A 26,266-nucleotide genomic window follows, 5' to 3' on the forward strand; every position below is an offset into this window, starting at 1 on the left:
CGATGACTGAGAACCCCCGACCCGGCGACGAGCAGTCCAGCGCCGATCGCCCCACCGAAGACGGCCTCGAGCCGCGCGGCACCCGGCCCGCCGAACCGGTCGTCACCGGTCGCGAACGCCAGGGCATGTTCGGCGTCCACGGCACCGGTGACACCTCCGGCTACGGCGGCGTCCGGGTGCAGGCCTACAACCCGGCGCCGGCCGAGCGCCCGTACGGCGGCTGGTTCGACCAGTTCGCCGACGAGTTCTACGCGGCCCTGTCGGACAACAAGGTCCCGGCCGAGGCGATCCTGCAGACGACGGTCGACCGCGGCGAGATCACCTTCTACGTCGCCCGCGAGCAGCTGCCCGCGATCGCGAAGGTCCTGCGCGACGACGGCGGCCTGCGCTTCGAGCTGCTCAGCTCGGTGTCCGGCGTGGACTACGGCGTCGACGTCCCGCAGCGGCTGCACTCGGTGTACCACTTCACGTCCCTGACCTACCGCCGCCGCATCCGGCTCGAGGTCTCCCTCGACGTCGACGACGCGCACGTGCCGTCGCTGGTCGGGATCTACCCGACCGCCGACTGGCAGGAGCGGGAGGCCTGGGACATGTTCGGCATCGTCTACGACGGCCACCCCGCGCTCACCCGCATCCTCATGCCGGACGACTGGGACGGCCACCCCCAGCGCAAGGACTACCCGCTCGGCGGGATCCCGGTCGAATACAAGGGCGCGGAGATCCCGCCGCCGGACCAGCGGAGGTCGTACTCGTGACCATCAACGACGAAACCACCGAAGTCCCGGAAGCGGATTCTCGCGACACCACCGAGGGCCGCGTCTACTCGGTGTCCGGCGGTGACTGGGACGACGTCGTCGCCGACGCCCAGCACGACGAGCGCATGGTCATCAACATGGGCCCGCAGCACCCGTCGACGCACGGCGTGCTCCGGCTCGTGCTGGAGATGGAGGGCGAGACCGTCACGCAGCTGCGGTCGGTCATCGGCTACCTCCACACCGGCATCGAGAAGAACTGCGAGTACCGGACCTGGACCCAGGGCGTCACCTTCGTGACGCGCATGGACTACCTGGCCCCGCTCTCGACGGAGATGGCGTACTGCCTCGGCGTCGAGAAGCTGCTGCAGATCGAGGCCCCGCGCCGCGCGCAGCTGCTGCGCGTGATGCTGCTGGAGATCAACCGCATCGGCTCGCACCTGGTCTACATCGCCACCGGCGGCATGGAGCTCGGCGCCACCACCGCGATGACGCTGGGCTTCCGCGAGCGCGAGATCGTGCTGCACCTGCTGGAGCACCTCACCGGCCTGCGGATGAACCACGCGTTCATCCGCCCCGGCGGCCTCGCGCAGGACATGCCCGCGGACTACCGCGAGAAGGTCACCGAATTCGTCAAGACGATGAAGGAACGCCTTCCGCTGTACGACAAGCTCTTCACCGGGCAGCCGATCTGGCGCAACCGGCTCAAGGGCGTCGGGTACCTGCCGGTCGACGCGTGCCTCGCGCTCGGCGTCACCGGGCCGGTGCTGCGGTCTGCCGGCCTGCCGTGGGACCTGCGCAAGACCGAGCCGTACTCCTGCTACGAGGAGTTCGACTTCGACGTGCCGGTCGACAACGGCGCGGACTGCTGGTCGCGGTACCTGATCCGGGTGCACGAGATGCACGAGAGCCTCAAGATCATCGAGCAGTGCCTGGAGAAGCTCGAGCCGGGCCCGGTCATGGTCGAGGACAAGAAGGTCGCCTGGCCCGCGCAGCTGTCCATCGGCAGCGACGGCATGGGCAACTCGCTCGAGCACGTCAAGAAGATCATGGGCCAGTCGATGGAGTCCCTGATCCACCACTTCAAGCTGGTCACCGAGGGCTTCAAGGTGCCGGCCGGGCAGGTGTACACCTCCGTCGAGTCGCCGCGCGGCGAGCTGAGCGCGCACCTGGTGTCCGACGGCGGCACGCGGCCGCTGCGGGTCCACGTGCGCGAACCGAGCTTCGTGAACCTGCAGGCGATGCCCGCGATGTCCGAAGGCGGGCTGGTGGCGGACGTGATCGCCGCGGTCGCCTCGATCGACCCCGTCATGGGGGGAGTGGACCGATGAGTTCTTCAACCGCAGTCCCGGAACCGGGCCCGAACCCGGCGGACCGGACGCACGCGGCCGCCGGCGGCGACGTCGACGTGATCGCCATCGCGCCGGATCCCGCGGTCGCCGAAGGGATCCTGGCCGAGACGCCGCTCGAAGACATCTTCGACGAAGGCGTCTACTCCCGGGCGCAGGAGCTGATCGCGCGCTACCCGATGTCCCGCTCGGCGCTGCTGCCGCTGCTGCACCTCGTGCAGTCGGTGCAGGGGTACGTCAGCCAGGAGGGCATCGCGTTCTGCGCGCGGCAGCTCGACCTGTCCGACGCCGAGGTCAGCGCGGTCGCGACGTTCTACACGATGTACAAGCGCCGGCCGTGCGGCGAGCACCTGGTGAGCGTCTGCACGAACACGCTGTGCGCGGCCATGGGCGGCGACGCGATCTACAAGCGGCTCCAGACGCACCTCGGTTCCGAGCAGGAACCGCTGGGGCACAACGAGACCGCGGGCACGCCGAACGAGCCGGGCTCGATCACCCTCGAGCACGCCGAGTGCCTCGCGGCCTGCGACCTCGCGCCGGTCATCCAGGTCAATTACGAGTACTTCGACAACCAGACCGAGGACAAGGCCGTCGCGCTGGTCGACGCGCTGCAGGCGGGCAAGAAGCCGGCTCCGACGCGCGGTGCCCCGCTGAGCAGCTTCAAGGGCGCCGAGCTGCAGCTCGCCGGGTTCTTCCCGGAGGACGAGCGCCAGTACCGCACGGACGTCGACGGTCCTTCACAGGCCGTCGAAACCCTGCGGGGCGCGCAGATCGCGCAGGAGCGCGGCTGGGTCGCCCCGGTTGCCCAGGACGTCCCGCTCCCCGAAGTGGAGAAGAAGTAATGGCAGATCCCATTACGCCGGTCCTCACGAAGCGCTGGCTGTCGCCGAACTCCTGGCAGATCGGCACGTACGAGGCGCTGGAGGGCTACACCGCCGTCCGCAAGGCGCTCGCCGGGACGCCGGAGCAGCTCGTCCAGCTGGTCAAGGACTCGGGCCTGCGCGGCCGCGGCGGCGCGGGCTTCCCGGCCGGCATCAAGTGGTCGTTCATGCCGCCGAACTTCGACAAGCCGCACTACCTGGTGATCAACGCCGACGAGGGCGAACCGGGTACCTGCAAGGACATTCCGCTGATGATGGCGGACCCGCACTCGCTGATCGAGGGCTGCATCATCGCCTCGTACGCGATGCGCTCGAACCACTGCTTCATCTACGTCCGCGGCGAGGCGCTGCACTGCATCCGCCGGCTCAACGCGGCCGTGCGCGAAGCCGAAACCGCGGGCTACCTGGGCGAGAACATCCTCGGCTCGGGCTTCGACCTCAAGATCACCGTGCACGCCGGCGCCGGCGCGTACATCTGCGGTGAGGAGACGGCGCTGCTCGACTCGCTGGAAGGCCGTCGTGGCCAGCCGCGGCTCAAGCCGCCGTTCCCGGCCGCGGCCGGTCTGTACGCCGCGCCGACCACGGTCAACAACGTCGAGACCATCGCGAGCGCGCCGTTCATCGTCAACGGCGGGTCGAGCTGGTTCCGCGAGATGGGCCGCGAGAAGTCGCCCGGCCCGAAGATCTACTCGATCTCCGGCCACGTCGAGAAGCCCGGCCAGTACGAGTGCCCGCTCGGCACCACGCTGCGCGAGCTGCTCGACATGGCGGGCGGCATGAAGGACGGCGTCCCGCTCAAGTTCTGGACCCCGGGCGGCTCGTCCACCCCGATGTTCACCGCCGAGCACCTCGACGTTCCCCTGGACTTCGAAGGCGCGGCGGAAGCCGGGTCGATGCTGGGCACGACCGCCGTGCAGGTCTTCAACGAGACGGTGTCGGTGCCCTGGGCCGTGATGAAGTGGACGCAGTTCTACGAGCACGAGTCCTGCGGCAAGTGCACGCCGTGCCGCGAGGGCACGTACTGGCTGGCGCAGATCCTCGAGCGGATGGTCGAGGGCCACGGCACCGAAGAGGACATCGACACCCTCCTCGACGTCTGCGACAACATCCTCGGCCGGTCGTTCTGCGCCCTCGGTGACGGCGCGGTGTCGCCGATCACCAGCGGCATCAAGTACTTCCGCGACGAATTCCTGGCTCTGTGCGAGAAGAACCGGCACGAAGAGACCAAGCCCGAGCTGGTGGGAGCGCAGGCATCATGACGATCGCCCCCGACAAGACCGAAAAGACCGAGACGCCGGTCCCCGAAGGCCACGTGAAGCTGGTCATCGACGGCGAAGAGGTCATCGCCCCCGAGGGTGAGCTGCTGATCCGCACGGCCGAACGCCTCGGCACGGTCATCCCGCGGTTCTGCGACCACCCGCTCCTCGACCCGGCGGGCGCCTGCCGCCAGTGCCTGGTCGAGGTCGAGATGGGCGGCCGGCCGATGCCGAAGCCGCAGGCGTCCTGCACGATGACCGTCGCCGACGGCATGGTCGTCAAGACGCAGCTGACGTCCGCGGTCGCCGACAAGGCCCAGCAGGGTGTGATGGAGCTGCTGCTCATCAACCACCCGCTGGACTGCCCGATCTGCGACAAGGGCGGCGAGTGCCCGCTGCAGAACCAGGCGCTGGCCCACGGCCGCACGGAGTCCCGGTTCGTGGACACCAAGCGGACGTTCCAGAAGCCCCTGCCGATCTCTTCGCAGGTGCTGCTGGACCGGGAACGCTGCGTGCTCTGCCAGCGCTGCACCCGGTTCTCCCGCGAGATCGCCGGCGACCCGTTCATCGAGCTCCTCGAACGCGGCGCTCACCAGCAGATCGGCACCGCGGAGACAGCGGACGTCCTCGACCTCGCGTCGCGCACGACGTCCGGTCAGCCGTTCCAAAGCTACTTCTCCGGCAACGTAATCCAGATCTGCCCGGTCGGTGCTCTGACGAGCGCGGCCTACCGGTTCCGCTCCCGCCCGTTCGACCTGGTGTCCGCGCCGAGCGTCTGCGAGCACTGCTCGTCCGGCTGCGCCGAGCGGACCGACTTCCGTCGCGGCAAGGTCCAGCGCAAGCTGGCCGGCGACGACCCCGAGGTCAACGAGGAGTGGATCTGCGACAAGGGCCGCTTCGCCTTCCGCTACACCAGCGCCGAGGACCGCATCCGGCGGCCGCTGGTCCGCAACCGCGAGACCGGTGAGCTGGAAGAGGCGTCCTGGACCGACGCGCTGCGCATCGCCGCCGCCGGCCTCACCGAGGCCCGCGGCAACGGCGGCGTCGGCGTCCTGCCCGGTGGCCGGCTGACCGTCGAGGACGCCTACGCGTACTCGAAGTTCGCCCGCGTCGCCCTGCAGACCAACGACGTCGACTTCCGCGCCCGCGCGCACTCGGCCGAGGAGCTCGCGTTCCTCACCTCGCACGTCGTGGGCGTGACGCCGGAGTCCGGCGTCACCTTCGCCGAGATCGAGCGGGCCCGCACCGTGCTGTGCGTGGCGTTCGAGCCCGAGGACGAGGCGCCGATCGTGTTCCTGCGGCTGCGCAAGGCGGCCCGCAAGAACCGCACCCGGGTCGTCCACTTGGGACAGTGGACGACGTCGTCGGTGCGCAAGACGTCCGGCGAGCTGCTCGCCTGCGTCCCGGGCCAGGAGCCCGCGGCCATCGAAGGCATCGCCAAGCACGCGCCGGACCTCGACGAGGCTCTGAGCGGCGAGAACGCCGTCGTCCTCGTCGGCGAGCGCGCCGCTTCGGTCCCCGGCCTGTTCTCGGCGCTGCACGACCTGGTGGAGCGCACCGGCGTCCGGCTCGCGTGGATCCCGCGCCGCGCCGGTGACCGGGGCGCGCTGGAGACCGGCTGCGTGCCGGGCCTGCTGCCGGGCGGCCGCCGCGTCGGCGAGGACGCCGCGCGCGTCGCCGTCGAAAACGCCTGGGGCGTCCCGCTTCCGTCCGCTCCGGGCCGCGACGCGACGGAGATCCTGAAGGCCGCCGCGGGCCGTGAGCTCGGCGGCCTGGTCGTCGGCGGCGTCGACCCGTACGACCTGCCGGACCCGGACCTCGCGCTGCGCGCGCTGGACAACGCCGGTTTCGTCGTCAGCCTCGAGCTGCGGCACAGCGCCGTGACCGAGCGCGCGGACGTCGTGCTCCCGGTGGCCGCGTCGGACGAGAAGGCGGGCAGCTACCTCAACTGGGAGGGCCGCACCCGCCCGTTCGACATCACCATCGAGGGCACCGGCTCGCTGCCGGACTGCCGGGTGCTCGACACCCTCGCCGTCGAGATGGACACGGACCTGTTCACGCAGACGCCGGCCGCCGCGCGCGGCGACTACGAGAAGCTCGGCGCGGCCTCCGCGCTGCGCTGGGGTTACGTCGCCGCCGCCGAGACCGGGGGAGCCACCGCTGCCCCGGGCGCCGGCCAGGCGGTCCTGTCGACCTGGCGCCAGCTGATCGACAACGGGTCCCTGCAGGACGGCGAGCCGCACCTCAAGGGCACCCAGCGCAAGCCGGTCGCGCGGTTGTCCGCGACGACCGCCGAAGGGCTGGGCGCGTCCGTCAAGGTGAGCACCGAACGCGGCGCGATCACGCTGCCGATCGAGGTTGCCGACCTGCCCGACGGCGTGGTGTGGCTGCCGGGCAACTCCGACGGCTCCGCCGTGGCCAAGACGCTCGGTGCCGGTCACGGCGCCGTGGTGAACCTCGCTGGGGGTGAACAGTGACACCGTTGCTGACCGAAGTCGCCGTCGGGAGTGTGCCCGACGCGGCGACGCGCGCGGCGCTGCTGGCGGACGACCCGTTCTGGATGATCGCGCTGAAGTCCGTGATCATCCTGCTGATCGGCCCGATCTTCACGATCCTGCTGATCGTCTGGGAGCGCAAGGCCGTCGGCCGGATGCAGAACCGGCCGGGCCCCAACCGCGTCGGCCCGAACGGTTACCTGCAGTCCCTGGCGGACGCGCTCAAGCTGCCGTTCAAGGAACAGATCATCCCGGACACCGCCGACCGCAAGGTGTACTTCCTCGCCCCGGTCATCTGCGTGGTGCCGCCGCTGATCGCGCTGGCGGCCATCCCGTTCGGCCCGGTGGTCTCGATCTTCGGCGAGCGGACCGTCCTGCAGCTGCTCGACCTGCCGGTCAGCCTGCTGGTCGTGCTGGCCTGCTCCTCGATCGGCGTCTACGGCATCGTGCTCGCGGGCTGGGCGTCCGGTTCGCCGTACCCGCTGCTCGGCGGCATGCGCTCGGCCGCCCAGGTGATCTCGTACGAGATCGCGATGGGTCTCTCGATCGTCGCGGTGATCCTGCAGGCCGGTTCGCTGGACCTGGCCGACATCGTCGCCAAGCAGCAGCCGGTGTGGTTCCTCTACCTGGTCCCGAGCTTCGTGATCTACCTGATCTCGATGGTCGGTGAGACCAACCGTGCCCCGTTCGACCTCCCGGAGGCCGAGTCGGAGCTGGTCGGCGGCTTCCACACCGAGTACAGCTCGATGAAGTTCGCGATGTTCTTCCTCGCCGAGTACGTCAACATGGTGATCGTCTCGGCGTTCGCCACCACGCTGTTCCTCGGCGGCTGGATGGCCCCGTGGCCGCTGTCGCTGATCGGGAACAACGTGCTCAACACCGGCTGGTGGCCGGTGCTGTGGTTCTTCGCGAAGATGTTCGTCCTGCTCTTCGGGTTCATCTGGCTGCGCGGCACGCTGCCCCGCCTGCGCTACGACCAGTTCATGCGCCTGGGCTGGAAGGTCCTGGTCCCGCTGAACCTGGTGTGGATCGTCATGGTGACCTTCGCGAAGGTCATCAGCTGGAACCCCGCGTCGATCATCATCGCCGCGGTCGCGATCTTCATCGTCGTCGCCCTGTTCTTCTACGTCCGCGCGTCGGGCCGCGAAGAGGAGAGCGAAGTCGTGCCGGTGACCGGTGGCGGGTTCCCGGTGCCGCCGCTCGACCTCAAGGTCCCGCAGACCACTCCGCGTCAGAAGGCTTTGGCCAAGGCCGAGGCGAAGGCGGCCCGGCGCAAGCCGGCAGCCGTCGGTACCGCAAAGGAAGGAGCGCAAGATGGGGTTTCTTGATCCCGTCAAGGGCTTCGGCGTCACCTTCGGGATGATGTTCAAGAAGGTCGCCACCGAGGAGTACCCGGAGGCCGGCGCGCCGGCCGCCCCGCGCTACCACGGCCGGCACCAGCTGAACCGCCACCCGGACGGCCTCGAGAAGTGCGTCGGCTGCGAGCTGTGCGCGTGGGCGTGCCCGGCGGACGCGATCTTCGTCGAGGGCGGTGACAACACCGAGGAAGCCCGGTACTCCCCGGGCGAGCGGTACGGCGCCGACTACCAGATCAACTACCTGCGCTGCATCGGTTGCGGCCTCTGCATCGAGGCGTGCCCGACGCGGTCGCTGACGATGATCAACTTCTACGAGCTGGCCGACGACGACCGCCAGCGGCTGATCTACACGAAGGAAGACCTCCTCGCGCCGCTGCTGTCCGGCATGGAGCAGCCGCCGCACCCGATGCGGCTCGGCGAGAACGAGCAGGACTACTACGTGAACGGCCCCGAGCTGGCGCGCGGGGAGGGTGCGAAGTGATCACCGCACTGCTGGCCCAGGCGCCCACCGGTGCCGCCGCGGGCGTGACGACCGGTGAGGCCATCGCGTTCTGGATCCTCGGCCCGGTCTGCCTGCTCGGCGCGCTCGGCATGATCTTCTCCCGCAACGCCGTGCACTCGGCGCTGTGGCTGGTGCTGACCATGCTGAGCCTGGGCGCGCTGTACATGATCCAGTCGGCGCCGTTCCTCGGCTTCACGCAGATCATCGTCTACACCGGCGCGATCATGATGCTGTTCCTGTTCGTGCTGATGCTGGTCGGCCGCGAGAGCTCCGACTCGGTCGTCGAGGTGCTGCGCGGTCAGCGGCTCGCGGCGACCGTGCTGGGCATCGGCCTGGCCGCGCTGCTGGCCACCGGCATCTACCGGGCGCTGGACAACGTCACCCCGGCCGTCCCGCTCGACTCGGCGACGTCCGCCGGCGGCGGGCCAAAGGGCCTGGGCCGGCTGATCTTCACCGACTACCTGTTCCCGTTCGAGCTGACGTCGGCGCTACTCATCACCGCCGCGGTCGGCGCGATGGTGCTGGCCTTCACCGACCGGCACGCCAAGAACGGCAAGAAGACGCAGAAGGAACTGGTCGTGGCGCGCTTCCGCGGCGAGCACGACCGGCCGTCCCCGCTGCCCGGCCCGGGTGTCTTCGCCACGGCGAACTCGGTGTCCACCCCGGCGCTGCTGCCGGACGGTTCGGTCGCCCCGGAGTCGCTGTCGGCGATCATCGAGTCCACCTCGGCGATCGAGCTGGCGAAGGAACGCAAGCTCGTCGCGGACGACCGCCCGCACCCGGACGCGCACGCGCTGGTCGGCTCCGAAGGTGCTTCGGAAGGGGAGAAGGAATGACCCCCACGTACTACCTGCTGCTCTCGGCGCTGCTGTTCTCGATCGGCGCGGTCGGCGTGCTGGTGCGCCGCAACGCGATCGTCGTGTTCATGTGCATCGAGCTGATGCTGAACGCGGTGAACCTCTCGCTCGTGACTTTCGCCCGGATCAACGGCAGCCTCGACGGCCAGATCATGGCCTTCTTCGTGATGGTCGTGGCCGCCGCCGAGGTCGTGGTCGGGCTGGCGATCATCATGGCGATCTTCCGCACCCGGCGCTCGGCCTCGGTCGACGACACCAACCTGCTGAAGTACTAGGAGACACCGAGTGACCGCATCATCGTGGCTGCTGGTGGCCCTCCCTGCCTTCGGCGCGCTCGTCCTGCTGCTCGTGGGCAAGCGCGCGAAGGGCTGGGGGCATCTGCTCGGAACGGCCACCGTCACCCTGGCCTTCGTCTGGGGCCTGATCCTGTTCTTCACCGCCGACACGGGCCAGACCACGGACACCAAGCTCTACTCGTGGATCCCGGCCGGCGCGCTGCAGATCGACTTCGGGCTCCGGGTCGACGCCCTGTCGCTGACGTTCGTGCTGCTCATCACCGGCGTCGGCATGCTGATCCACTTCTACTCGATCGGCTACATGGCCGACGACGAGGCCCGGTACCGCTTCTTCGCGTATCTGAACCTCTTCGTCGCCTCGATGCTGATCCTGGTGCTGGGCAACAGCTTCGTGACGCTCTACCTGGGCTGGGAGGGCGTGGGTCTCGCGTCCTACCTGCTCATCGGCTGGTACCAGGGCCGCCCGTCCGCCGCGACCGCGGCGAAGAAGGCGTTCCTGATGAACCGCGTCGGTGACGTCGGGCTCGCGCTGGCGATCTTCATCATGTTCAAGTACGCCGGTTCGACCGGCTACGCGCAGGTCTTCGACGCGGTGGGCGCGGGCAAGTTCCCGCCGGCCGCGATCACCGCGATGGCGATCTTCCTGCTGCTGGGCGCGTGCGGTAAGTCCGGCCAGTTCCCGCTGCAGGCCTGGCTCCCGGACGCGATGGAGGGCCCGACCCCGGTCTCGGCCCTGATCCACGCGGCGACGATGGTCACCGCCGGCGTCTACCTGGTGGCCCGCTCGCACGACATCTTCAACGCGACGCCGGACGGACGCTTGATCGTCACGCTGGTCGGCACGGTAACCCTGCTGCTGGGGTGCATCATCGGCTGCGCGTACGACGACATCAAGAAGGTCCTCGCGTACTCGACGGTCAGCCAGATCGGCTACATGATGCTGGCCGTCGGCCTCGGGCCGATCGCGTACGCGCTGGGCATCATGCACCTGGTCGCGCACGGCTTCTTCAAGGCCGGGCTGTTCCTCGGCGCCGGTTCGGTCATGCACGGCATGAACGACGAGGTCGACATGCGGAAGTTCGGCGGCCTGTGGAAGAAGATGCCGATCACCTTCGTGACGTTCGGTCTCGGCTACCTGGCCCTCATCGGGTTCCCCGGCCTTTCCGGCTTCTGGACGAAGGACGCGATCATCGAAGCGGCGTTCAGCCAGGGCGGCTGGCGCGGCTGGGTGATGGGGGGCGCCGCACTGCTGGGCGCCGGGCTCACGGCGTTCTACATGACCCGCCTGATGGTGATGACCTTCCTTGGCAAGGAACGCTGGAAGGACATCAAGAGCACCGACGGCCGCGACTTCCACCCGCATGAGTCGAAGGCGATCATGTGGGTCCCGATGGCGGTCTTGGCGGTCGGCTCGGTCGGCGCCGGTTGGTTCTTCGCCGGGGGCGACCGCTTCGTGGAGTGGCTGAAGCCGACCGTGGGCCCCTTGGAGGAGTCACACCACGCGCCGTTCGATGCGTGGGTGATCTCCACGGCCGCGGTCGTGATCTCCCTGCTGGGTGTCCTGATCGCGTACCTGATCTTCCGCCGTCCCGTCCCGGTCGAGCGGGCGGAGCGGGTTTCCTTCGTCACCCGCGCCGCCCGCAACGACCTGTACGGCAACACCCTCAACGAGACGCTGGTCGCCCGCCCGGGCACCTGGCTCTCTCGCGCGCTGGTCTTCGTCGACAACCGCGGCGTCGACGGCGCGGTCAACGGCCTCGCCGCCGCTCTCGGCGGCGGCTCCGGCCGGCTGAGGCGGCTGCAGACCGGGTTCGTCCGGTCCTACGCGCTGTCGATGCTCGGCGGCACGTTCCTGCTTCTGGCGGCTCTCCTGCTGGTGAGGTTCTCCTGATGACCTGGTTGCTGATCCTCATCCTGGTGCCGCTGGTCGGCTCCCTGGTGCTGGCGTTCCTCAAGGGGAACGACCGCGCCGCGGTGCTGGCCGCGCTCGCCTTCTCGATCCTCGAGTTCCTGCTGATCATCCCGTTCTGGCTCAGCTACTCGCCGTCCGGCGCGCGGCTGCAGATGACGTCGAGCTTCGACTGGATCCCGAGCTTCGGGGTGCACATCGCGTTCGGCACCGACGGCATCTCGCTGATCATGATCGCGGTGATCGCGCTGCTGGTGCCGATCGTCGTCGGCGGGCTCGGCACGATGGACAAGCTCCCGCCCGGCCGCAGCGCCGGCGGGTTCCTGTCGCTGATCCTGCTGCAGGAGGCGCTCACCATCGGCGTCTTCGCCGCGACGGACGTCTTCCTGTTCTACGTGCTGTTCGAGATCATGCTGATCCCGATGTACTTCCTCATCGGCGGTTACGGCGGCGCGAACCGGCAGTACGCGGCGGTGAAGTTCTTCCTCTACTCGTTCCTCGGCGGCCTGATCATGCTGGCCTCGGCGATCGGGGCGTACTCGCTCGCCGAGGACAAGCTCGGCCACGGCACGTTCGACTGGGCCACGCTCGTCACGGTCGTCCGGGACGCCCCGCTGAGCACGCAGATCTGGCTGTTCCTCGGGTTCTTCCTGGCGTTCGCGATCAAGGCGCCGCTCGTGCCGTTCCACACCTGGCTGCCGGACGCGGCGGGGGAGGCGCCGATCGGCGTCGCCGTCCTGCTGGTCGGCGTGCTGGACAAGGTCGGCACGTTCGGCTTCCTGCGCTACTGCCTGCCGATGTTCCCGGACGCGAGCCGGACCCTGGCGCCGCTGGTGCTGGTGCTGTCGGTGATCGGCGTGCTGTACGGCTCGATCCTCGCCGCGGGGCAGCGGGACATGAAGCGGTTCATCGCCTACGTCTCGATCGCCCACTTCGGCTTCATCTCGCTCGGCATCTTCGCGTTCAACGAGCAGGCGATGATCGGCTCGGCGACGTACATGCTGAACCACAGCCTCGCGACCGGCATGCTGATCGTGGTGATCGGCCTGGTCGTCGCACGCGGCGGCTCGACGAAGATCTCCGACTACGGCGGCATGGCGAAGGTGACCCCGCTGCTCGCGGGCCTGTTCCTCCTCGCCGGGCTGTCCACGCTCTCGCTGCCGGGCACCAACTCGTTCGTCTCCGAGTTCCTGGTGCTCATCGGGGCCTTCGTGGACCAGCCGGTGTACACGATCCTCGCGACGGTCGGCATGGTCCTGGCCGCGGCTTACGTCCTCTGGCTCTACCAGCGCGTCATGCAGGGTCCGCTCCGCGGAGCGGCCCTGGTGCCGCCCGCCAAGGGCGGCGGGGCCACCCCGGCCGGCGTCGAGTCGGGTGGCGCCGTGGCCACCGCGACCGTGACCGAGCCGGGCGCGACCAAGGTGATCAAGGACCTCGGCGGCCGCGAGATCGCGATCCTCGCGCCGCTGGTCGTGCTGATCATCGTCCTCGGCTTCTACCCGAAGCCGGTGCTCGACACAGTCACCCCGACGGTGCAGCAGACGCTGTCCGCGGTTCAGGGAGGCAAGTAACCCGTGCTCGACATCCTCCTGACCCAGGCGCCGGAACCACCGATCGCGACGCCGTCGGTCGACTACAACGCCGTGCTGCCGGTGCTGATCATCTTCGGCGCGGCCTGCCTCAGCGTGCTGGTGGAAGCGTTCGCCTCGAAGCGCTCGCGGTTCGGCGTGCAGGTCGGGCTGAGCCTGGTCGCGATCCTCGCGGCCGGTGGCTGGCTGATCAAGTACGCACTGAACGACGCCCCCGCGGGCGGCGTGAAGACGTTCAGCGGCGCGATCTCGATCGACAAGCCGGCGCTGTTCCTCTGGGGCACGCTGCTGGCCCTGGCGGTCGGCGCGGTGCTGCTGATCTCGGACCGCGTCGTCGAGCCGGGCGGCGCGCTGGTCGCGCAGGCCGGCATCCGCCCGGGCACGGTCCAGGACCGCGCGCAGACGGCGACCGTCATGCAGACCGAGGTCTTCCCGCTGACGCTGTTCGCGCTCGGCGGCATGATGGCGTTCACCGCGTCGAACGACCTGCTCACCATGTTCATCGCGCTGGAAGTGCTGTCCCTGCCGCTGTACCTGATGTGCGGCCTGGCCCGGCGCCGGCGGTTGCTGTCGCAGGAGTCGGCGGTCAAGTACTTCCTGCTCGGCGCGTTCTCCTCGGCGTTCTTCCTCTACGGCCTCGCGCTGCTGTACGGCTACGCGAACTCCGTGAAGCTGGGCGACATCGCGGCCGCGGCGGCCGGTTCGGACCGCTCGGACACGCTGCTGTTCGCCGGCCTCGGCCTGCTGGTCGTCGGCCTGCTGTTCAAGGGCTCGGTCGGCCCGTTCCACACCTGGACCCCGGACGTCTACCAGGGCGCGCCGACCCCGGTCACGGCGTTCATGGCGGCGTGCACGAAGGTCGCCGCGTTCGGCGGGATCCTGCGCGTGCTGTCGGTGGCGTTCGGCTCCACGAGCTGGGAGTGGCGCGGCGTGCTCTGGGGCGTCGCGATCATCTCGATGCTGATCGGCGCGGTGCTGGGCCTGACCCAGACCGACGTCAAGCGCATGATCGCGTACTCGTCGATCGCGCACGCGGGCTTCCTGCTCATCGGCGCGATCTCGATCACCGAGAACGGCCTGTCGAGCACGCTGTTCTACCTGCTGTCGTACGGCTTCACGACGCTGGCGGCGTTCGGCGTGATCAGCCTGGTCCGCGACTCCTCTGGCGAGGCGACGCACCTCTCGGCGTGGGCGGGCCTCGCGAAACGGTCGCCCTTGGTGGCCGCGGTGTTCACGTTCCTGTTGCTGGCCTTGGCGGGCATCCCGTTGACGTCGGGCTTCGTGGGCAAGTTCGTCGTGTTCTCGGCGGCCCTGTCCGACGGAATGGCCCCGCTGGTGGTCATCGCCCTGGTGTTCAGCGCGGTGGCGGCGTTCTTCTACCTGCGCGTGATCGTCCTGATGTACTTCTCCGAGCCGGCCGCGGACGGCCCCACGGTGACGATCCCGGGCTTCGGCACCGGAACGGCGATCTTCCTGGGCACGGCGGTGACGCTGGTCCTGGGCCTGGTCCCGGCATTCGCCTTGTCATGGGCGGGCGCGGGCGGCTTCGCTTCCTGAGTCTGTTCTTCCGCTTTCTGCCAGGGCCGTCACTCTCTCTTTGAGGGGGTGGCGGCCCTTTCAGTTGCCGAGAAGCGCCGCGACCTTCCGCCCCAGCACCACGGGATCCCCGGGCATGACGCTGATGAACTGATCGGCCACCCCGATCCCGACCCGCCCGGCATCGACGTCAAGGTAGCCGAAAGAGCCGCCGGCTTCGACGCGAAGCCCCTCTTCCCGCTTGGCGGCGTAGAACTGCCCCATCCCGCTGTGCTTCTGTTTCACGAGTTCATCGAGCTTCTGCGCGGCCCGGCTGCGGCTCGGGGCGTCGTCGAAGACCTCGCTGCCGGGTTCTTCTCGAAAGTCTTGCTGTGACAGGGAAAACGGCTTGATGTCCGCGGCCGCGCAGGGCGGCAGGTTCGCGATGAGCGCGTCGACGGGGTGGGTATCGGGCGAGACCCCCCGGAGCCAGACCCGCTCGCCCTGACAGAGCGCGGTGACGGCAGTCCGCCCTTGCACGGCGACAAGGACCCCGATCTGTTCCCTCTGGTCCCGCGCGTAGGCGAAGAACTCGACCGCGGGCCGGTCGAGCAGGTGCAGAAGATCGTCGAACTCGGGCGTGAAGCCGTCGCCCTCGGTGAAGCCGTATTCGCTGAGCTCTTCAAAGGCCCGGCGATCGGTGTGTTCCCTGATGGACGGCGGAATGTAGCGCAACCCACCGGCGAAAACCGGATGCGGATCCCCGCAGCCCGCGGTGCGCATGGCCGTGAGCAGGTTGCCGAGAGACAGTTCGGCCTTGAGCACCACGTGCTTCGTTCCTCCAGGCGCCTAAGACTTGGGCCGGCTTTCCCCGATCACGGGCGGCATGGGCTTCTCGGTGAACCCACCGAAGGTCTCGTCGGGATCGGGATTCTTGAGGTAAGGAGCGGACTTCTTCTCTTTGTCGTCATCTTTCGCCCCACGCCCGCCGGCTGGAGCGCCCATCGGCAAGCCATTGGCACCGCGAGCCCCGGCGGCACCGCGGACGGCGGGTTGGCCGGGCAGGCGTTCTTCGGGAATCCGGGCGCCGGAGCCAGGGCCACGTTGGGTGACCCCGCCGGTGTTCGGGCCGCTGGTGTTCGGGCCGCCGCTCCGGTAGCCACCGGTGCCGGGCCCGCTGCCGGTCCCGGTGCGATATCCGCCGACGTTGCCTGGCCCGCTTCCGGTCCTTGATCCGGTACCTGCGCCGGTGCCGGTCCCTGACTCGAACCCGCCGGTGCCGGGCCCAAAGCCGCCAGCCCCGCTGTCTCCGCCGTAAAGCTGGTTCCCCGACCCGCCGCCGAGATTGCCAAGGGACTGCCCGGTAGGCCCGAACTGGTACCCGCCACCCTGAGCAGCAGCAGGCGGAACGTAGCTGTTGGCATGAGTGGTGTCGAAGGCACCATTCCCAGGAGGGGTCTGCCCCGGAACCTGATACGACCCTTGCCCCTGATCACGCCCAGACTGGACGTCCTGGCCGTAGACGTCCTGATTCCGCCCGGCCGAGACGTCCCGATCCTGCCCGAAAACCTCGGTCTGCCCAGGGTTACGAGCCCACTCACCAGCATCGGTAGCGGTGGTGGTCTTACTCTGAGTATTCTGCCCCGGAGTAGCCAAGGAAATAGGGGCGCCGGAGTCATTGATCTGCGCGTACTGGGAAGGCATCAGCCCACCATTGGAGGCACTGGCGGAGTGATAGGCCCCAAAGGCTTCGATGTTCCCCTGACTATCAGCCTGCCACCCGGAAACCTTGGAATTGTAGGACTGCCCATCCCCAGTGAGAACATTGTAGAGATCCCCAGAAGTCATCTCAGGCGGCCGAGGCGCAACGGGCTTGACGGAATACTTGGCAGTCCCAAAAGCATCCATCTGAGCACCAACGGCAGTCCGAGCAGTCTCAAGATGAACAGCATCATCAGCGGCAGCCTGAACAAGGGGAAGCGTGGCATCAGCAGCAGAGTCCCCAGCGCCGCCTTGCCACCCACCCATGGTCTTGGCCCGCAGAGCACTGATCCGCTGAGCCCGCTCAACCATCCGGTTAGTGAGGTGGTTTGCGTCGGTGTGGGCATCGGAGAGTGATTGTATGCCTTCGCCGCCTGTGATCAGATCGTAGATCTGAGCGGCGGTGAGTGGGGTCTCAGCAACCATCATCGGTTCCCTCGAAGTTGTTCCAGAACGTCGTGGGCGACGTCACGTGCTGCCGCACAGGGATCCTTCTTACCGATATTCGCTTCGGACTGTGCGATCGATACGTCTATCATTTCGTGGTCGCTGGTGCCTACTGCGAGGGCGCACAAGCCGTTCGAGGACCGTTCGTCCTTTAAACCATATGCCACAACTGGGTAGCTATCGATGGGATCTTGTGGCTCGAAGAACGAATATGTAGTGCCCTTTTTCTCGTAGATACCAGTTAGGCCGGTATCGTTGACTTTGTTGAAGATCACGCCTACCGAGGCTTGAGTCACTCCGGACGGGTGCCAGTTGCAAGTCGGACCTCCTGGCGCATCCGGTTCTTCCTTCGGAATGGCCGTCGAGCCCAAGAGTGTGGTCACTTCATCGGTGGTCAGCACTTCGCAAGGAGCTTTTTTGAAGCGTGCGGTATCGAGCGGACTGTCGACAGAAGGGACGCCAGGGCCTGGCACGGAACCCGCTGAGGTCGGCGGAGTCTGAACTGCAGTACCGACCGGAGCGGCGGTGCCCGACTTCGTGCTCGAGCAGGCTGCGAGAACCAGCAGGGATGCGCTGAACACGACGAGCACACGGCGCATCAGAGCGTACCTCCGATCTGCTTGATCTCGGCTGTGTGAGCGTCCTCGGCGGTTGCGTATTTGCCGAGAGCCGCAACGAACTTCGCTGCCATCGCTCGGCAGTGCTCAACCCGAGCCTGAAGTGCTGTGTCGAGTGCCTGCCCGGAGGCCCGGATCTGGTCCGCGTTGCCACTGCTCGCGTACTCGAGTCCGGGACCACGAGTCGAAGCCAGGGTCCGTGCCTGTTGGCGATCGTCTGCGAACTCGTTCGCCAGGTCGTTCCACTCGCGCGCGAGTTCCCGAAGGGTCTCGACGTCGTACTGGAACCCCGCCCCACCTCCGCCGGAACCGGAACCGGAACCCGAGCCAGAACCGGGACCGGAGCCGTACGAGCCCGCGTGGGGGGTTCCGTTCGGTCCCGGTAGCTGCCAGTCCTTGCTCGGGTCGTAGATCTCACCCACGGCCCAACACCACGTCAGTCACGTCAGCTCTCCCCTAGCTTGCACAGTGCTTCACCCCGAGCACCCTGCGTATCCGACGGCTCGAACCCTACCAGGGTTCCCCGTCAGCACAGCCAGGCAAGAAACCCCAGCTCAGAGAGGGGCTACGGCGTCGGCGCGCAGGATGTGTGGCCCAGGATCACCTGGCCCGTCATGCCCGATGCCGGGAGGAAGTTGATGCGCAGCATCGTCAAGCCGATGCTGCCGTCGCCCGGGAGGTTCTGGATGTTGAACACCGCGTTCGCCAGCACCGTTCCGTTCGACTTCTTGAGCGGCACCACATACCCCACCGGGACCGGGTTCGGCGGGTTCGTGATGCCGCTCATGCCGCCGTACGTCCAGCCGGCGTTCGTCTGGGTGTGCGTTGCCGTGCAGGTCACCTTGAACGTCGACAGCTTGATCCGCGGGCCGCCCGCGCTCACCAGTGCCGACAGCTCGAAGTTCTTGCCCGTCGCCGTGGACGTCGTTGTCGTGGCGGACGTCTTCGGGTCCGTCACCGTCGTCGCGCAGGACGAGGTGCCGCCGCCGAACGTGATTCCGTTCTTCGACACCGTCTGGGCCGTGGTGGTCTTCGGGCCGCTCACCGAACACTGGCCCTGCGCCGGCACCTTGATCGTCGCGTCACCCTTCGTGAACTCGGCGGAGCCGATCTGGGCCACGCCCGGTTGCGGCGCGGCCTGCGCCGGGACGCCCACGGCGAGTCCGGCCACCAACAGCGTTCCGGCGAGCCCCGCCCGCCTCGCGATTGTGCTGCGCATGTCGCTGCCTCCTTGCTGACCGGGAGAGCTGTCGGGTTCGGCAGCTCTTCCACGTCGTGAATATCCGCCTGTCAGACCCGCCCGTTGCGCCCGAAACCGCTGATCACCCCTTAGTGGATCATGAACCACCCAGTGGATAATCCCATCGGTATCCAGATACGACTCTGTATATTGACGCCCATGCCGACCTACCGCGTCCTCGTCCGGGGCAAGTTCGACCGGCCGACGCAGGCCGTCCGCGAAAGCTGCTCGCCCGGCCGGCCTCAGACGACGTCGCCGAGCCGGCTTTTAGTGAAGACGGCTCGCTCACCTACAGTCACCATCTCGGCGGCTTCAGCTTCCGCGTCCAGGTCGACGTCGCATCGGGTGACGACGCCCACGACCAGGCCGAGCTGATGGTCATGGAGCTGTTTGAGCGCGCGGGCTACCCGTACCGTGACCTGGTCGTCAGCTCGACCTGCCTGGACGACGTCAAGATCCGGCGCCGCTGACCCGCGTCGTCACCACGACGGCCCCGGTCAGTGCCATCACGCCGGCCAGGACGATGCCCAGTTCGCGGGTCATGCCTGCAGGCCCGAGCCGATGCCGGCGCGTTCGTGGGGCAGCGCCGCAATGACGCCGACGAGAGCGGCAGGATCAGGCCTGTGCCCGCCGCGAGGACCACCGTGGCCAAGGCGTACCACGGATATGGCGTCGCACCGTCCGCTGTGGACATTGCCGCCAGGCCGAGCGCGACGATCACCAAGTCGGACGCCGTGAGCAGGCGGGGCCGGCCAAGGCCACCGTCACGCGCGGGCCAGGCTCGCCAGGAACGGCGAGAAACTCTTGCTGTGCTGCAGGTACTGGCCGTTGAGGTAGAACGTCGCGACCAGCGCGAGGCAGTGCGCGCGCAACGCCGGGATCGCGAACAGCCGCGGGTCGAGCATCGGGTGCGCGATCCGCAGTTCGACCGCGCACCACGCGCCGAGCCGTGCCGCGGCCGCGGCGAACACGCCCAGCACCGGCACGCTCGCCCAGCCCGCCGACGGCCCCGACGTGATGCCCAGCAGCAGCGCCACCACGCCGGCCGTGAACAGCAGCGCGCTCGGCACCGCTGTGGCGCGAGGGGACAGCCGCGATCGCCGGCCCACTGAGCCCGCTCCACAATGGCGAAACGATCGGCGAAGTGACACTGGAACGGCTCGCCGCGCAGCCGCACCGAAGCGACGTCGTGGCCGTCGTCCCGACGCCGACGGCCCCCGCGGACCTGCCCCTCCGGCCGATGGCGCAGGCGTGGCACCCGCGCTTCGCGAAGGACCCCGGTCACCGGTGGTTGCGCGCTCGGGTGCGCGACGCGGCCCCGACCGGCTGACGATGTCATGTTCGTCACCGTTTCCGCTGGACAGCGGGTAAACGGTGGCGCGGGGTAGCCACTACGCTCAGGGGAGAACCCGACCGGTGCACGAGTAGAGCGGAGCCGACGTGTCTGTGCCTTCCCCAGCCCCCGGGGCGGGATCCCTCCCCGCTGCGCCGGGTGGCGCCCTCGAGGACCTGCGCGCGTCGGTCGGCCTGCAGATCGCCGACGAAGCCCTGCTGCGCGCGATCGCCGCCGGGCTGGCCGACGTCGAGAAGCTGCTCCGCGACGTCGTCAGCAGTGACGTCCAGGCCGTCCACGACGCGGCGCTGCACCTGGTCGAGGCCGGGGGCAAACGCTTCCGTCCGCTGTTCACGCTGCTGTCCGCGCAGTTCGGGCCGAAGCAGGACGACCACGTCGTGATCGCCGCCGCCGCGGTCGAGCTGGTGCACCTGGCCACGCTCTACCACGACGACGTCATGGACGAGGCGGACATGCGCCGCGGCGCCGAGAGCGTCAACGCGCGCTGGGACAACACGATCGCCATCCTGACCGGCGACTTCCTCTTCGCCCACGCCTCGCGGCTGGTCGCCGACCTCGGCACGGACGCGGCGCGGATCATCGCCGAGACCTTCGGCGAGCTGGTCACCGGCCAGATGCGCGAGACCGTCGGCCCCGGACCGGGTGACGACGCGGTGGCGCACTACCTGACCGTGATCGCCCAGAAGACCGGCTCGCTGATCGCGACGTCCGGCCGCTTCGGCGGGATGATGTCCGGCGCCCCGGACGAGTACATCGAGGCGCTGCGCCGGTTCGGCGACATCATCGGCACGGCGTTCCAGATCTCCGACGACATCATCGACATCGCGTCGCCGTCCGACGAGCTCGGCAAGGCACAGGGCACGGACCTGCGCGAAGGCGTCCGCACGTTGCCGATGCTCTACGCGCTGGCCGACCCCGGGACCGATCCCCGGCTGGTCGAGCTGCTGTCCGGCCCGATCGCCGACGACGACCTGGTCGAGGAGGCGCTGGCGCTGCTGCGGGTCAGTAGTGGACTCGAACGCGCACGCGTCACCCTTTCCGACTACGCTCAGCGCGCGCGTGCCGAGCTCACCGCGCTGCCCGCGTCACCCGCTCGTGACGCGTGCGAGTCGGTTGCCGCTTACCTGGTAGCGCGCACGCACTGAACTAGGGGCAGGGATAGATGTCCATTTTCGGACAGGTTTGGCTGTGGAGCCTGGCGGCTTTCTTCGTCGGGGCACTGCTCACCTGGCTGGTGCTGGTGCTTCCGCTTCGCAAGAGCGTCCGCAAGCTGGAGAGCGCGCTGGCCCAGGCCCACGCCGACGCCGCGCGCACGCCCGCGAACGCCACCGGGCCGGCCACGCCGGGTACTGAGGTCTACACGCGACCGGAGCCGTCCTACGACGAGAGCCGGTACAACGCGAGTCCGTACGAAGAGGCCCGGCCGCAGGAGACGTCGTACCCGGGGACGCTGGTCGCCGCGTCGCCGGTGAACCGCGACGACGTCCACGACGACATCGACGCGGACTTCGCGGAGCTGGACTCGCAGGTGCCGCCGCGGACCCCGCCGGTGGACGACTACCGGCCGGAGCCGGAACCGGAAGACGTCTACCCGGCGTCCGCGACCCAGGTCATGGCGCCGGTCGCGGAGCCCGAGCAGGACGACCCGTACCGCGCGGCCGCGTCGGAGTACCTCAGCCCGGAAGACGACGAGCAGTACGAGCCCGCGCCGGCGCTTTCGCAGCTGGAGCACCAGCTCGAGCCGGACACCGGTGGGTCGCTGTTCCAGCCGCCGCCTGCCGCGCACGCGGCGGACCCGGACTGGTTCGACCGCGAGCCGCAGTCGCAGCGCTCGGCGTTCGAAGAGCCGATGGAGCGCACCCGCTACATCGGCGAGCACCCGGGATCGGTCCGCAAGGAAGAGCCCCGGCACGAGCCGCAGGAAGAGCTCCAGGACGACCTCTCGGACGACTTCGAGGACGAGTTCCAGGACGACGAGACGCCGCAGTACGCCTTCGCCGGCGAAGAAGCGGCCGGTGGCGACCTGGACGTGCCGCCGGAGACGCCGGCCGAGGCGACGCAGGTGCTGCCGAAGCGCCAGCCGCGCGGCGCGGTGCGGGGCGGGTTCGACTCGCCGCAGCCGATCCAGCCGTCGATGCGCACGGTCGAGCGCCGCGAACCCGAGCTGACCGGCGCGCACAGCGGCTCGCTGTTCGAGCCGTCGGTGCAGCCGAACCAGACGGCCGTCGGCGTCGCGCCGGACGCGCCGCCGCCCCCGCCCGCCCGCGAGTCGGCCGAGGACTCCGTTCCGCCCGGCCCGTTCGGCCCCGGTTCGGCGATGCCGCGGCCCGGCGGCGGCCGGCCCAGCGACGGCTTCGAGGTGAAGGCGAGCGTCACGGCTTTGCGGTACTGCACCGACGAGTCCGAGCAGTTCCCGCGGATGGTGGCCGAGGTCTGGTTCCGCACCGCCGAGGACGCCGAGCGCGTCGGGTTCCGCCCGCTCACCTGAGTTCCTGATCAGTGAAGGCCGTCTCGCGAACCCGTGAGGCGGCCTTCACGGCGTTTCAGGCCGCCTGGAACAGGACCAGTGCGGCGCCGCCGGGATCGGTGACGACGACCAGCGAGCCGAACGGCAGATCCGTGCGCTCGCGCACGACCCGGCCGCCCAGCGTCACGGCCTTCGCCGTGGCGTCGTCCACATCGGACACCGGCGCGTAGGGCAGCCACTGCGGCGCGCGGTCGTCGTCCGGCGCGAGTTCGGTGAGGCCGCCCCACGGAACTCCGTCCGCGGTGAACAACGGTCCGCCGGACTCCCAGCCCAGCAGGTCGGCGAAGAACTTCTTGGTGCCGTCCACGTCGGACGTCCGGACGTCGAAGAACACGAAAGGTCGCATGACCCAAAACTTAGGACACATGTCCTAACTTGCGCAACCCCGGAAAGCCGTGAAGGCCCCCTTCCCGGCATCTTGAGCCGGTAAGGGGGCCTTCACGGAGCTTGCAGCAGCGGGTTACGCGACCGTCCAGGTGTCCTTGCCGTGGAGCAGGCCCCGCAGGTCCGGCTTGCGGGCCGCACGAGCTTCCTCGACCTGGGCGCGGGCGCCGTCGTCGTAGGTCGGGCGTTCGACCTGGCGGAGGATGCCCGTCGGGACGTGGTTCAGGTTCTGGTCACCGAGCCGCGAGAGCGCGAACGCGTACGACGTGTCGGTGATCGCCGGGTCGTGCACGACGATGTCGTCCTCGCCGATGTCGGCGACCTTCGCGACGTCCAAGCCGCCCCAGTCGCTGCGCTTGACGCCGAACTCCTGGTTCGGCCCGAAGCGGATCGGCTCGCCGGCGCGCAGCGGGATCAGCCGGGCGGCGGCCTCGTCGGCGTCCTTGAGGACGTCGAACGCGCCGTCGTTGAAGATCGGGCAGTTCTGGTAGATCTCCACCAGCGCCGACCCGCGGTGCTCCGCCGCGGCCTGCAGGACCTCGGTGAGGCCCTTGCGGTCCGAGTCCATCGCGCGGCCCACGAACGACGCCTCGGCGCCGATCGCCAGCGACAGCGGGTTGAACGGCGTGTCCACCGAGCCCATCGGGGACGACTTGGTGACCATGCCCGGCCCCGACGTCGGGGAGTACTGGCCCTTGGTCAGCCCGTAGATCCGGTTGTTGAACAGCAGGATCTTGATGTTCACGTTGCGGCGCAGCGCGTGGATCAGGTGGTTGCCGCCGATGGACAGCGCGTCGCCGTCACCGGTGACGACCCACACGGACAGGTCCGGCCGCGTGGTGGCCAGGCCCGTCGCGATCGCCGGCGCGCGGCCGTGGATCGAGTGCATGCCGTAGGTGTTCAGGTAGTACGGGAACCGCGACGAGCAGCCGATCCCCGAGACGAACACGATGTTCTCGCGCTTGAGGCCGAGCGTCGGCAGGAAGGACTGGACCGCGTTGAGCACGACGTAGTCGCCGCAGCCGGGGCACCAGCGGACCTCCTGGTCCGACTTGTAGTCCTTGGCCTTCTGCGGTTCGTCGGTGGTGGGGACGAGATCCAGCCCGCCGGTGGTGGGCAGTCCCAGGTCTATCGCGGTCACTTCACGGCCTCCGTAACGCCGGTGATGATCTCCGAGAACAGGTTCTGCAGCTCTTCGGCCTTGAACGCCATCCCGGCGACCTTGGTGTGCGAATGGACGTCCACCAGGTACTTCGCGCGCAGCAGCAGGGAGAGCTGACCGAGGTTCATCTCCGGCACCACGACCTTGTCGTAGGCGCGCAGGACGTCGCCGAGGTTGGCCGGCAGCGGGTTCAGGTGCCGCAGGTGGGCCTGGGCGATCGGCATGCCGAGCTTGCGCACCCGGCGGCACGCGGCGCCGATCGGGCCGAAGCTGGAGCCCCAGCCGAGCGCGAGCACCCGGGCCTTGCCGCCGCTCGGGTCGTCGACCACGACGTCGGGGACGTCGATGCCGTCGATCTTCGCCTGCCGCAGCCGGACCATCTTGTCGTGGTTGTCCGGGTCGTAGGAGATGTGCCCGGTCCGGTCGGCCTTCTCCAGCCCGCCGATGCGGTGCTGCAGGCCGGGCGTGCCCGGGATCGCCCACGCGCGGGCGAGCGTCTCGGGGTCGCGGACGTAGGGCCAGAACTCGCCGGAGTCGTTGTCCGAGTTGGGTTCGGTCGCGAACTCGACACGCAGGTCGGGCAGCGTCTCGACGTCCGGGATCAGCCACGGCTCGGAGCCGTTCGCGATCGCGCCGTCCGAGAGCAGCAGCACCGGCGTGCGGTACTTCAGCGCGATCCGGGTGGCCTCGACGGCCGCGTCGAAGCAGTCCGCCGGCGACAGCGGCGCGACGATCGGCACCGGCGACTCGCCGTTGCGGCCGAACATCGCCTGCAGCAGGTCGGCCTGCTCGGTCTTGGTCGGCAGCCCGGTCGACGGGCCACCGCGCTGGACGTCGATGACGACCAGCGGCAGCTCCATCATCACGCCGAGGCCGATGGTCTCGGACTTCAGCGCGACACCCGGGCCGGACGTCGAGGTGACGCCGAGCGCGCCGCCGTAGGACGCGCCGAGCGCGGCGCCGATGCCGGCGATCTCGTCCTCGGCCTGGAAGGTGAGGATGCCGAAGTTCTTGTGCTTGGACAGCTCGTGGAGGATGTCCGACGCCGGGGTGATCGGGTAGGTGCCGAGCAGGATCGGCAGGCCGGACTGCTGTCCGGCGGCCACGAGCCCGTACGCCAGCGCCGTGTTCCCGGTGATCTGCCGGTAGGTGCCCAGCGCCAGCTTCGCCGGGGCAACCTGGAAGGTCGTCGCGAACGACTCGGTCGTCTCGCCGTAGTTCCAGCCCGCGCGGAAGGCCAGGATGTTGGCCTCGGCGATGTCCGGCTTCTTGGCGAACTTCTCGCGCAGGAACCGCTCGGTGCCTTCGGTCGGCCGGTGGTACATCCACGACAGCAGGCCGAGGGCGAACATGTTCTTGCAGCGCTCGGCGTCCTTCTTGCCGAGGCCGGTGTCGGCGAGCGCGCCCTGGGTCAGCGTCGACATGGCGACCCGGTGCACCTGGTAGGGCTCGAGCGTGTCGTCGTCCAGCGGGTCGGTGGCGTAGCCGACCTTCGTCAGGTTCCGCTTGATGAAGTCGTCGGTGTTGAGGATGATCGTGCCGCCGCGCGGCACGTCGGCCAGGTTCGCCTTGAGCGCGGCGGGGTTCATCGCCACCAGCACGTCCGGCCGGTCGCCGGGCGTGAGGATGTCGTAGTCGGCGAAGTGGACCTGGAACGAGGAGACGCCGGGGATCGTGCCCTGCGGGGCGCGGATCTCGGCGGGGAAGTTCGGCATCGTCGACAGGTCGTTGCCGAACGCGGCGGCTTCGGACGTGAAGCGGTCGCCGGTCAGCTGCATCCCGTCACCCGAGTCGCCCGCGAACCGGATGACCACCCGGTCCAGCTTGCTGATCTCGGTGGGCCTGGTCGCGGCGAGCGAGCCGTGACCAGCGCCGTTGCCGTTCGCACTCGTGCTCATGGGTCAGGGATTCCCTCTCTCCCGACGTTGCGGCCTTCGGTCGCCTCTGCCCGGTGTCATGACAGTCGGGACACCAGGCCCTATCACGAGGTTAGCTCGCCCTTGACCACGATGTTC

25 protein-coding genes are annotated in these 26,266 nt (G+C 68.9%); 16 read left to right on the forward strand and 9 right to left on the reverse strand.

The features are described 5' to 3' along the window. Positions 1-2: 2 nt before the first annotated feature. From MUY22_RS15115 to nuoN, 12 genes are read left to right on the forward strand one after another with little or no spacing between them, the layout of a single operon-like run. Complete coding sequence (locus MUY22_RS15115; RefSeq protein ID WP_247060342.1) at positions 3-755, forward strand: NADH-quinone oxidoreductase subunit C; 753 nt, start codon at positions 3-5, stop codon at positions 753-755. Then, positions 752-2,083 carry an NADH-quinone oxidoreductase subunit D gene (locus MUY22_RS15120; RefSeq protein WP_247060344.1) on the forward strand — a complete coding sequence of 444 codons (1,332 nt, stop codon included), beginning with the start codon at positions 752-754 and terminating at the stop codon, positions 2,081-2,083. The genes MUY22_RS15115 and MUY22_RS15120 overlap by 4 nt, the downstream gene beginning before the upstream one ends. Then, the gene (nuoE, locus tag MUY22_RS15125; RefSeq protein WP_247060346.1) at positions 2,080-2,943 is read left to right on the forward strand and encodes an NADH-quinone oxidoreductase subunit NuoE; all 864 of its coding nucleotides are present in this window, start codon (positions 2,080-2,082) and stop codon (positions 2,941-2,943) included. The genes MUY22_RS15120 and nuoE overlap by 4 nt, the downstream gene beginning before the upstream one ends. Beyond that, positions 2,943-4,241: an NADH-quinone oxidoreductase subunit NuoF gene (gene nuoF / locus MUY22_RS15130; protein WP_247060348.1), complete on the forward strand. Its 1,299-nt coding sequence runs from the start codon at positions 2,943-2,945 to the stop codon at positions 4,239-4,241. Before nuoE ends, nuoF begins: the two co-directional genes overlap by 1 nt. Further along, the gene (locus MUY22_RS15135; RefSeq protein WP_247060350.1) at positions 4,238-6,715 is read left to right on the forward strand and encodes an NADH-quinone oxidoreductase subunit G; all 2,478 of its coding nucleotides are present in this window, start codon (positions 4,238-4,240) and stop codon (positions 6,713-6,715) included. The genes nuoF and MUY22_RS15135 overlap by 4 nt, the downstream gene beginning before the upstream one ends. Further along, the gene (nuoH, locus tag MUY22_RS15140; protein ID WP_247060351.1) at positions 6,712-8,061 is read left to right on the forward strand and encodes an NADH-quinone oxidoreductase subunit NuoH; all 1,350 of its coding nucleotides are present in this window, start codon (positions 6,712-6,714) and stop codon (positions 8,059-8,061) included. Before MUY22_RS15135 ends, nuoH begins: the two co-directional genes overlap by 4 nt. After that, positions 8,048-8,572 (forward strand): NADH-quinone oxidoreductase subunit NuoI, encoded by a 525-nt coding sequence (nuoI, locus tag MUY22_RS15145; protein WP_247060352.1) that lies wholly within the window; start codon positions 8,048-8,050, stop codon positions 8,570-8,572. The genes nuoH and nuoI overlap by 14 nt, the downstream gene beginning before the upstream one ends. Beyond that, on the forward strand, positions 8,569-9,429 hold the full coding sequence (locus tag MUY22_RS15150; RefSeq protein WP_247060353.1) for an NADH-quinone oxidoreductase subunit J: 861 nt from the start codon (positions 8,569-8,571) through the stop codon (positions 9,427-9,429). Before nuoI ends, MUY22_RS15150 begins: the two co-directional genes overlap by 4 nt. Then, positions 9,426-9,725 carry an NADH-quinone oxidoreductase subunit NuoK gene (nuoK, locus tag MUY22_RS15155; RefSeq protein WP_247060354.1) on the forward strand — a complete coding sequence of 100 codons (300 nt, stop codon included), beginning with the start codon at positions 9,426-9,428 and terminating at the stop codon, positions 9,723-9,725. Before MUY22_RS15150 ends, nuoK begins: the two co-directional genes overlap by 4 nt. 10 nt (positions 9,726-9,735) lie before the next feature. Beyond that, positions 9,736-11,637, forward strand: coding sequence for an NADH-quinone oxidoreductase subunit L (gene nuoL / locus MUY22_RS15160; protein ID WP_247060355.1), 1,902 nt, complete (start codon positions 9,736-9,738; stop codon positions 11,635-11,637). Continuing rightward, positions 11,637-13,226, forward strand: coding sequence for an NADH-quinone oxidoreductase subunit M (locus MUY22_RS15165; protein WP_247060357.1), 1,590 nt, complete (start codon positions 11,637-11,639; stop codon positions 13,224-13,226). Before nuoL ends, MUY22_RS15165 begins: the two co-directional genes overlap by 1 nt. Positions 13,227-13,229: 3 nt before the next feature. Continuing rightward, positions 13,230-14,801 (forward strand): NADH-quinone oxidoreductase subunit NuoN, encoded by a 1,572-nt coding sequence (nuoN, locus tag MUY22_RS15170; protein ID WP_247060359.1) that lies wholly within the window; start codon positions 13,230-13,232, stop codon positions 14,799-14,801. A gap of 60 nt (positions 14,802-14,861) precedes the next feature. On the opposite strand, the gene MUY22_RS15175 is transcribed toward nuoN, so the two are convergent. The 5 genes from MUY22_RS15175 to MUY22_RS15195 form a co-directional block, all read right to left on the reverse strand. Then, the gene (locus tag MUY22_RS15175; RefSeq protein ID WP_247060361.1) at positions 14,862-15,587 is read right to left on the reverse strand and encodes an ESX secretion-associated protein EspG; all 726 of its coding nucleotides are present in this window, start codon (positions 15,585-15,587) and stop codon (positions 14,862-14,864) included. A gap of 21 nt (positions 15,588-15,608) precedes the next feature. Continuing rightward, positions 15,609-16,946, reverse strand: a complete 1,338-nt coding sequence (locus MUY22_RS15180; RefSeq protein WP_247060363.1) for a PPE domain-containing protein — start codon at positions 16,944-16,946, stop codon at positions 15,609-15,611. Further along, on the reverse strand, positions 16,946-17,566 hold the full coding sequence (locus MUY22_RS15185) for a DUF3558 domain-containing protein (RefSeq protein WP_247060365.1): 621 nt from the start codon (positions 17,564-17,566) through the stop codon (positions 16,946-16,948). The genes MUY22_RS15180 and MUY22_RS15185 overlap by 1 nt, the downstream gene beginning before the upstream one ends. Then, a complete protein-coding gene (locus MUY22_RS15190; protein WP_247060367.1) occupies positions 17,566-18,006 on the reverse strand; it encodes a hypothetical protein in 441 nt (146 codons plus the stop codon). The genes MUY22_RS15185 and MUY22_RS15190 overlap by 1 nt, the downstream gene beginning before the upstream one ends. Before the next feature lie 143 nt (positions 18,007-18,149). Continuing rightward, positions 18,150-18,803: a hypothetical protein gene (locus tag MUY22_RS15195; protein WP_247060368.1), complete on the reverse strand. Its 654-nt coding sequence runs from the start codon at positions 18,801-18,803 to the stop codon at positions 18,150-18,152. Between the two features lie 245 nt (positions 18,804-19,048). Between MUY22_RS15195 and MUY22_RS15200 the strand changes: the two genes are divergently transcribed. Then, complete coding sequence (locus MUY22_RS15200) at positions 19,049-19,294, forward strand: DUF6204 family protein (RefSeq protein ID WP_247063900.1); 246 nt, start codon at positions 19,049-19,051, stop codon at positions 19,292-19,294. Positions 19,295-19,588: 294 nt separating this feature from the next. On the opposite strand, the gene MUY22_RS15205 is transcribed toward MUY22_RS15200, so the two are convergent. Then, positions 19,589-19,933, reverse strand: coding sequence for a hypothetical protein (locus tag MUY22_RS15205; RefSeq protein WP_247060370.1), 345 nt, complete (start codon positions 19,931-19,933; stop codon positions 19,589-19,591). Positions 19,934-19,968: 35 nt separating this feature from the next. Between MUY22_RS15205 and MUY22_RS15210 the strand changes: the two genes are divergently transcribed. The 3 genes from MUY22_RS15210 to MUY22_RS15220 all read left to right on the forward strand — a co-directional run bounded on the left by MUY22_RS15210 (position 19,969) and on the right by MUY22_RS15220 (position 22,666). After that, the gene (locus MUY22_RS15210) at positions 19,969-20,154 is read left to right on the forward strand and encodes a hypothetical protein (RefSeq protein ID WP_247060372.1); all 186 of its coding nucleotides are present in this window, start codon (positions 19,969-19,971) and stop codon (positions 20,152-20,154) included. A 116-nt stretch (positions 20,155-20,270) separates the two neighbouring features. Continuing rightward, a complete protein-coding gene (locus MUY22_RS15215; protein WP_305879382.1) occupies positions 20,271-21,323 on the forward strand; it encodes a polyprenyl synthetase family protein in 1,053 nt (350 codons plus the stop codon). A gap of 17 nt (positions 21,324-21,340) precedes the next feature. After that, positions 21,341-22,666, forward strand: a complete 1,326-nt coding sequence (locus MUY22_RS15220) for a hypothetical protein (protein WP_247060373.1) — start codon at positions 21,341-21,343, stop codon at positions 22,664-22,666. 55 nt (positions 22,667-22,721) lie between these two features. Here MUY22_RS15220 and MUY22_RS15225 read toward each other — a convergent pair whose 3' ends face one another. The 3 genes from MUY22_RS15225 to MUY22_RS15235 form a co-directional block, all read right to left on the reverse strand. Then, positions 22,722-23,051, reverse strand: coding sequence for a VOC family protein (locus MUY22_RS15225; RefSeq protein ID WP_247060375.1), 330 nt, complete (start codon positions 23,049-23,051; stop codon positions 22,722-22,724). A 114-nt stretch (positions 23,052-23,165) separates the two neighbouring features. Then, a complete protein-coding gene (locus MUY22_RS15230; protein ID WP_247060376.1) occupies positions 23,166-24,230 on the reverse strand; it encodes a 2-oxoacid:ferredoxin oxidoreductase subunit beta in 1,065 nt (354 codons plus the stop codon). Beyond that, a complete protein-coding gene (locus tag MUY22_RS15235; RefSeq protein ID WP_247060377.1) occupies positions 24,227-26,149 on the reverse strand; it encodes a 2-oxoacid:acceptor oxidoreductase subunit alpha in 1,923 nt (640 codons plus the stop codon). The genes MUY22_RS15230 and MUY22_RS15235 overlap by 4 nt, the downstream gene beginning before the upstream one ends. Between the last annotated feature and the right edge of the window lie 117 nt (positions 26,150-26,266).

This window comes from Amycolatopsis sp. WQ 127309, assembly GCF_023023025.1.
In the GTDB taxonomy this organism is placed as follows: Bacteria; Actinomycetota; Actinomycetes; order Mycobacteriales; family Pseudonocardiaceae; genus Amycolatopsis.

Bases quoted from the DNA above. Each gene is read 5' to 3' on its own strand.
- MUY22_RS15115 (WP_247060342.1), top strand. From the start codon at position 3: ATGACTGAGAACCCCCGACCCGGCGACGAGCAGTCCAGCGCCGATCGC.
- nuoE (WP_247060346.1), top strand. From the start codon at position 2,080: ATGAGTTCTTCAACCGCAGTCCCGGAACCGGGCCCGAACCCGGCGGAC.
- nuoF (WP_247060348.1), top strand. From the start codon at position 2,943: ATGGCAGATCCCATTACGCCGGTCCTCACGAAGCGCTGGCTGTCGCCG.
- MUY22_RS15135 (WP_247060350.1), top strand. From the start codon at position 4,238: ATGACGATCGCCCCCGACAAGACCGAAAAGACCGAGACGCCGGTCCCC.
- nuoI (WP_247060352.1), top strand. From the start codon at position 8,048: ATGGGGTTTCTTGATCCCGTCAAGGGCTTCGGCGTCACCTTCGGGATG.
- nuoK (WP_247060354.1), top strand. From the start codon at position 9,426: ATGACCCCCACGTACTACCTGCTGCTCTCGGCGCTGCTGTTCTCGATC.
- MUY22_RS15165 (WP_247060357.1), top strand. From the start codon at position 11,637: ATGACCTGGTTGCTGATCCTCATCCTGGTGCCGCTGGTCGGCTCCCTG.
- MUY22_RS15180 (WP_247060363.1), bottom strand. From the start codon at position 16,946: ATGGTTGCTGAGACCCCACTCACCGCCGCTCAGATCTACGATCTGATC.
- MUY22_RS15185 (WP_247060365.1), bottom strand. From the start codon at position 17,566: ATGCGCCGTGTGCTCGTCGTGTTCAGCGCATCCCTGCTGGTTCTCGCA.
- MUY22_RS15195 (WP_247060368.1), bottom strand. From the start codon at position 18,803: ATGCGCAGCACAATCGCGAGGCGGGCGGGGCTCGCCGGAACGCTGTTG.
- MUY22_RS15220 (WP_247060373.1), top strand. From the start codon at position 21,341: ATGTCCATTTTCGGACAGGTTTGGCTGTGGAGCCTGGCGGCTTTCTTC.
- MUY22_RS15225 (WP_247060375.1), bottom strand. From the start codon at position 23,051: ATGCGACCTTTCGTGTTCTTCGACGTCCGGACGTCCGACGTGGACGGC.
- MUY22_RS15235 (WP_247060377.1), bottom strand. From the start codon at position 26,149: ATGAGCACGAGTGCGAACGGCAACGGCGCTGGTCACGGCTCGCTCGCC.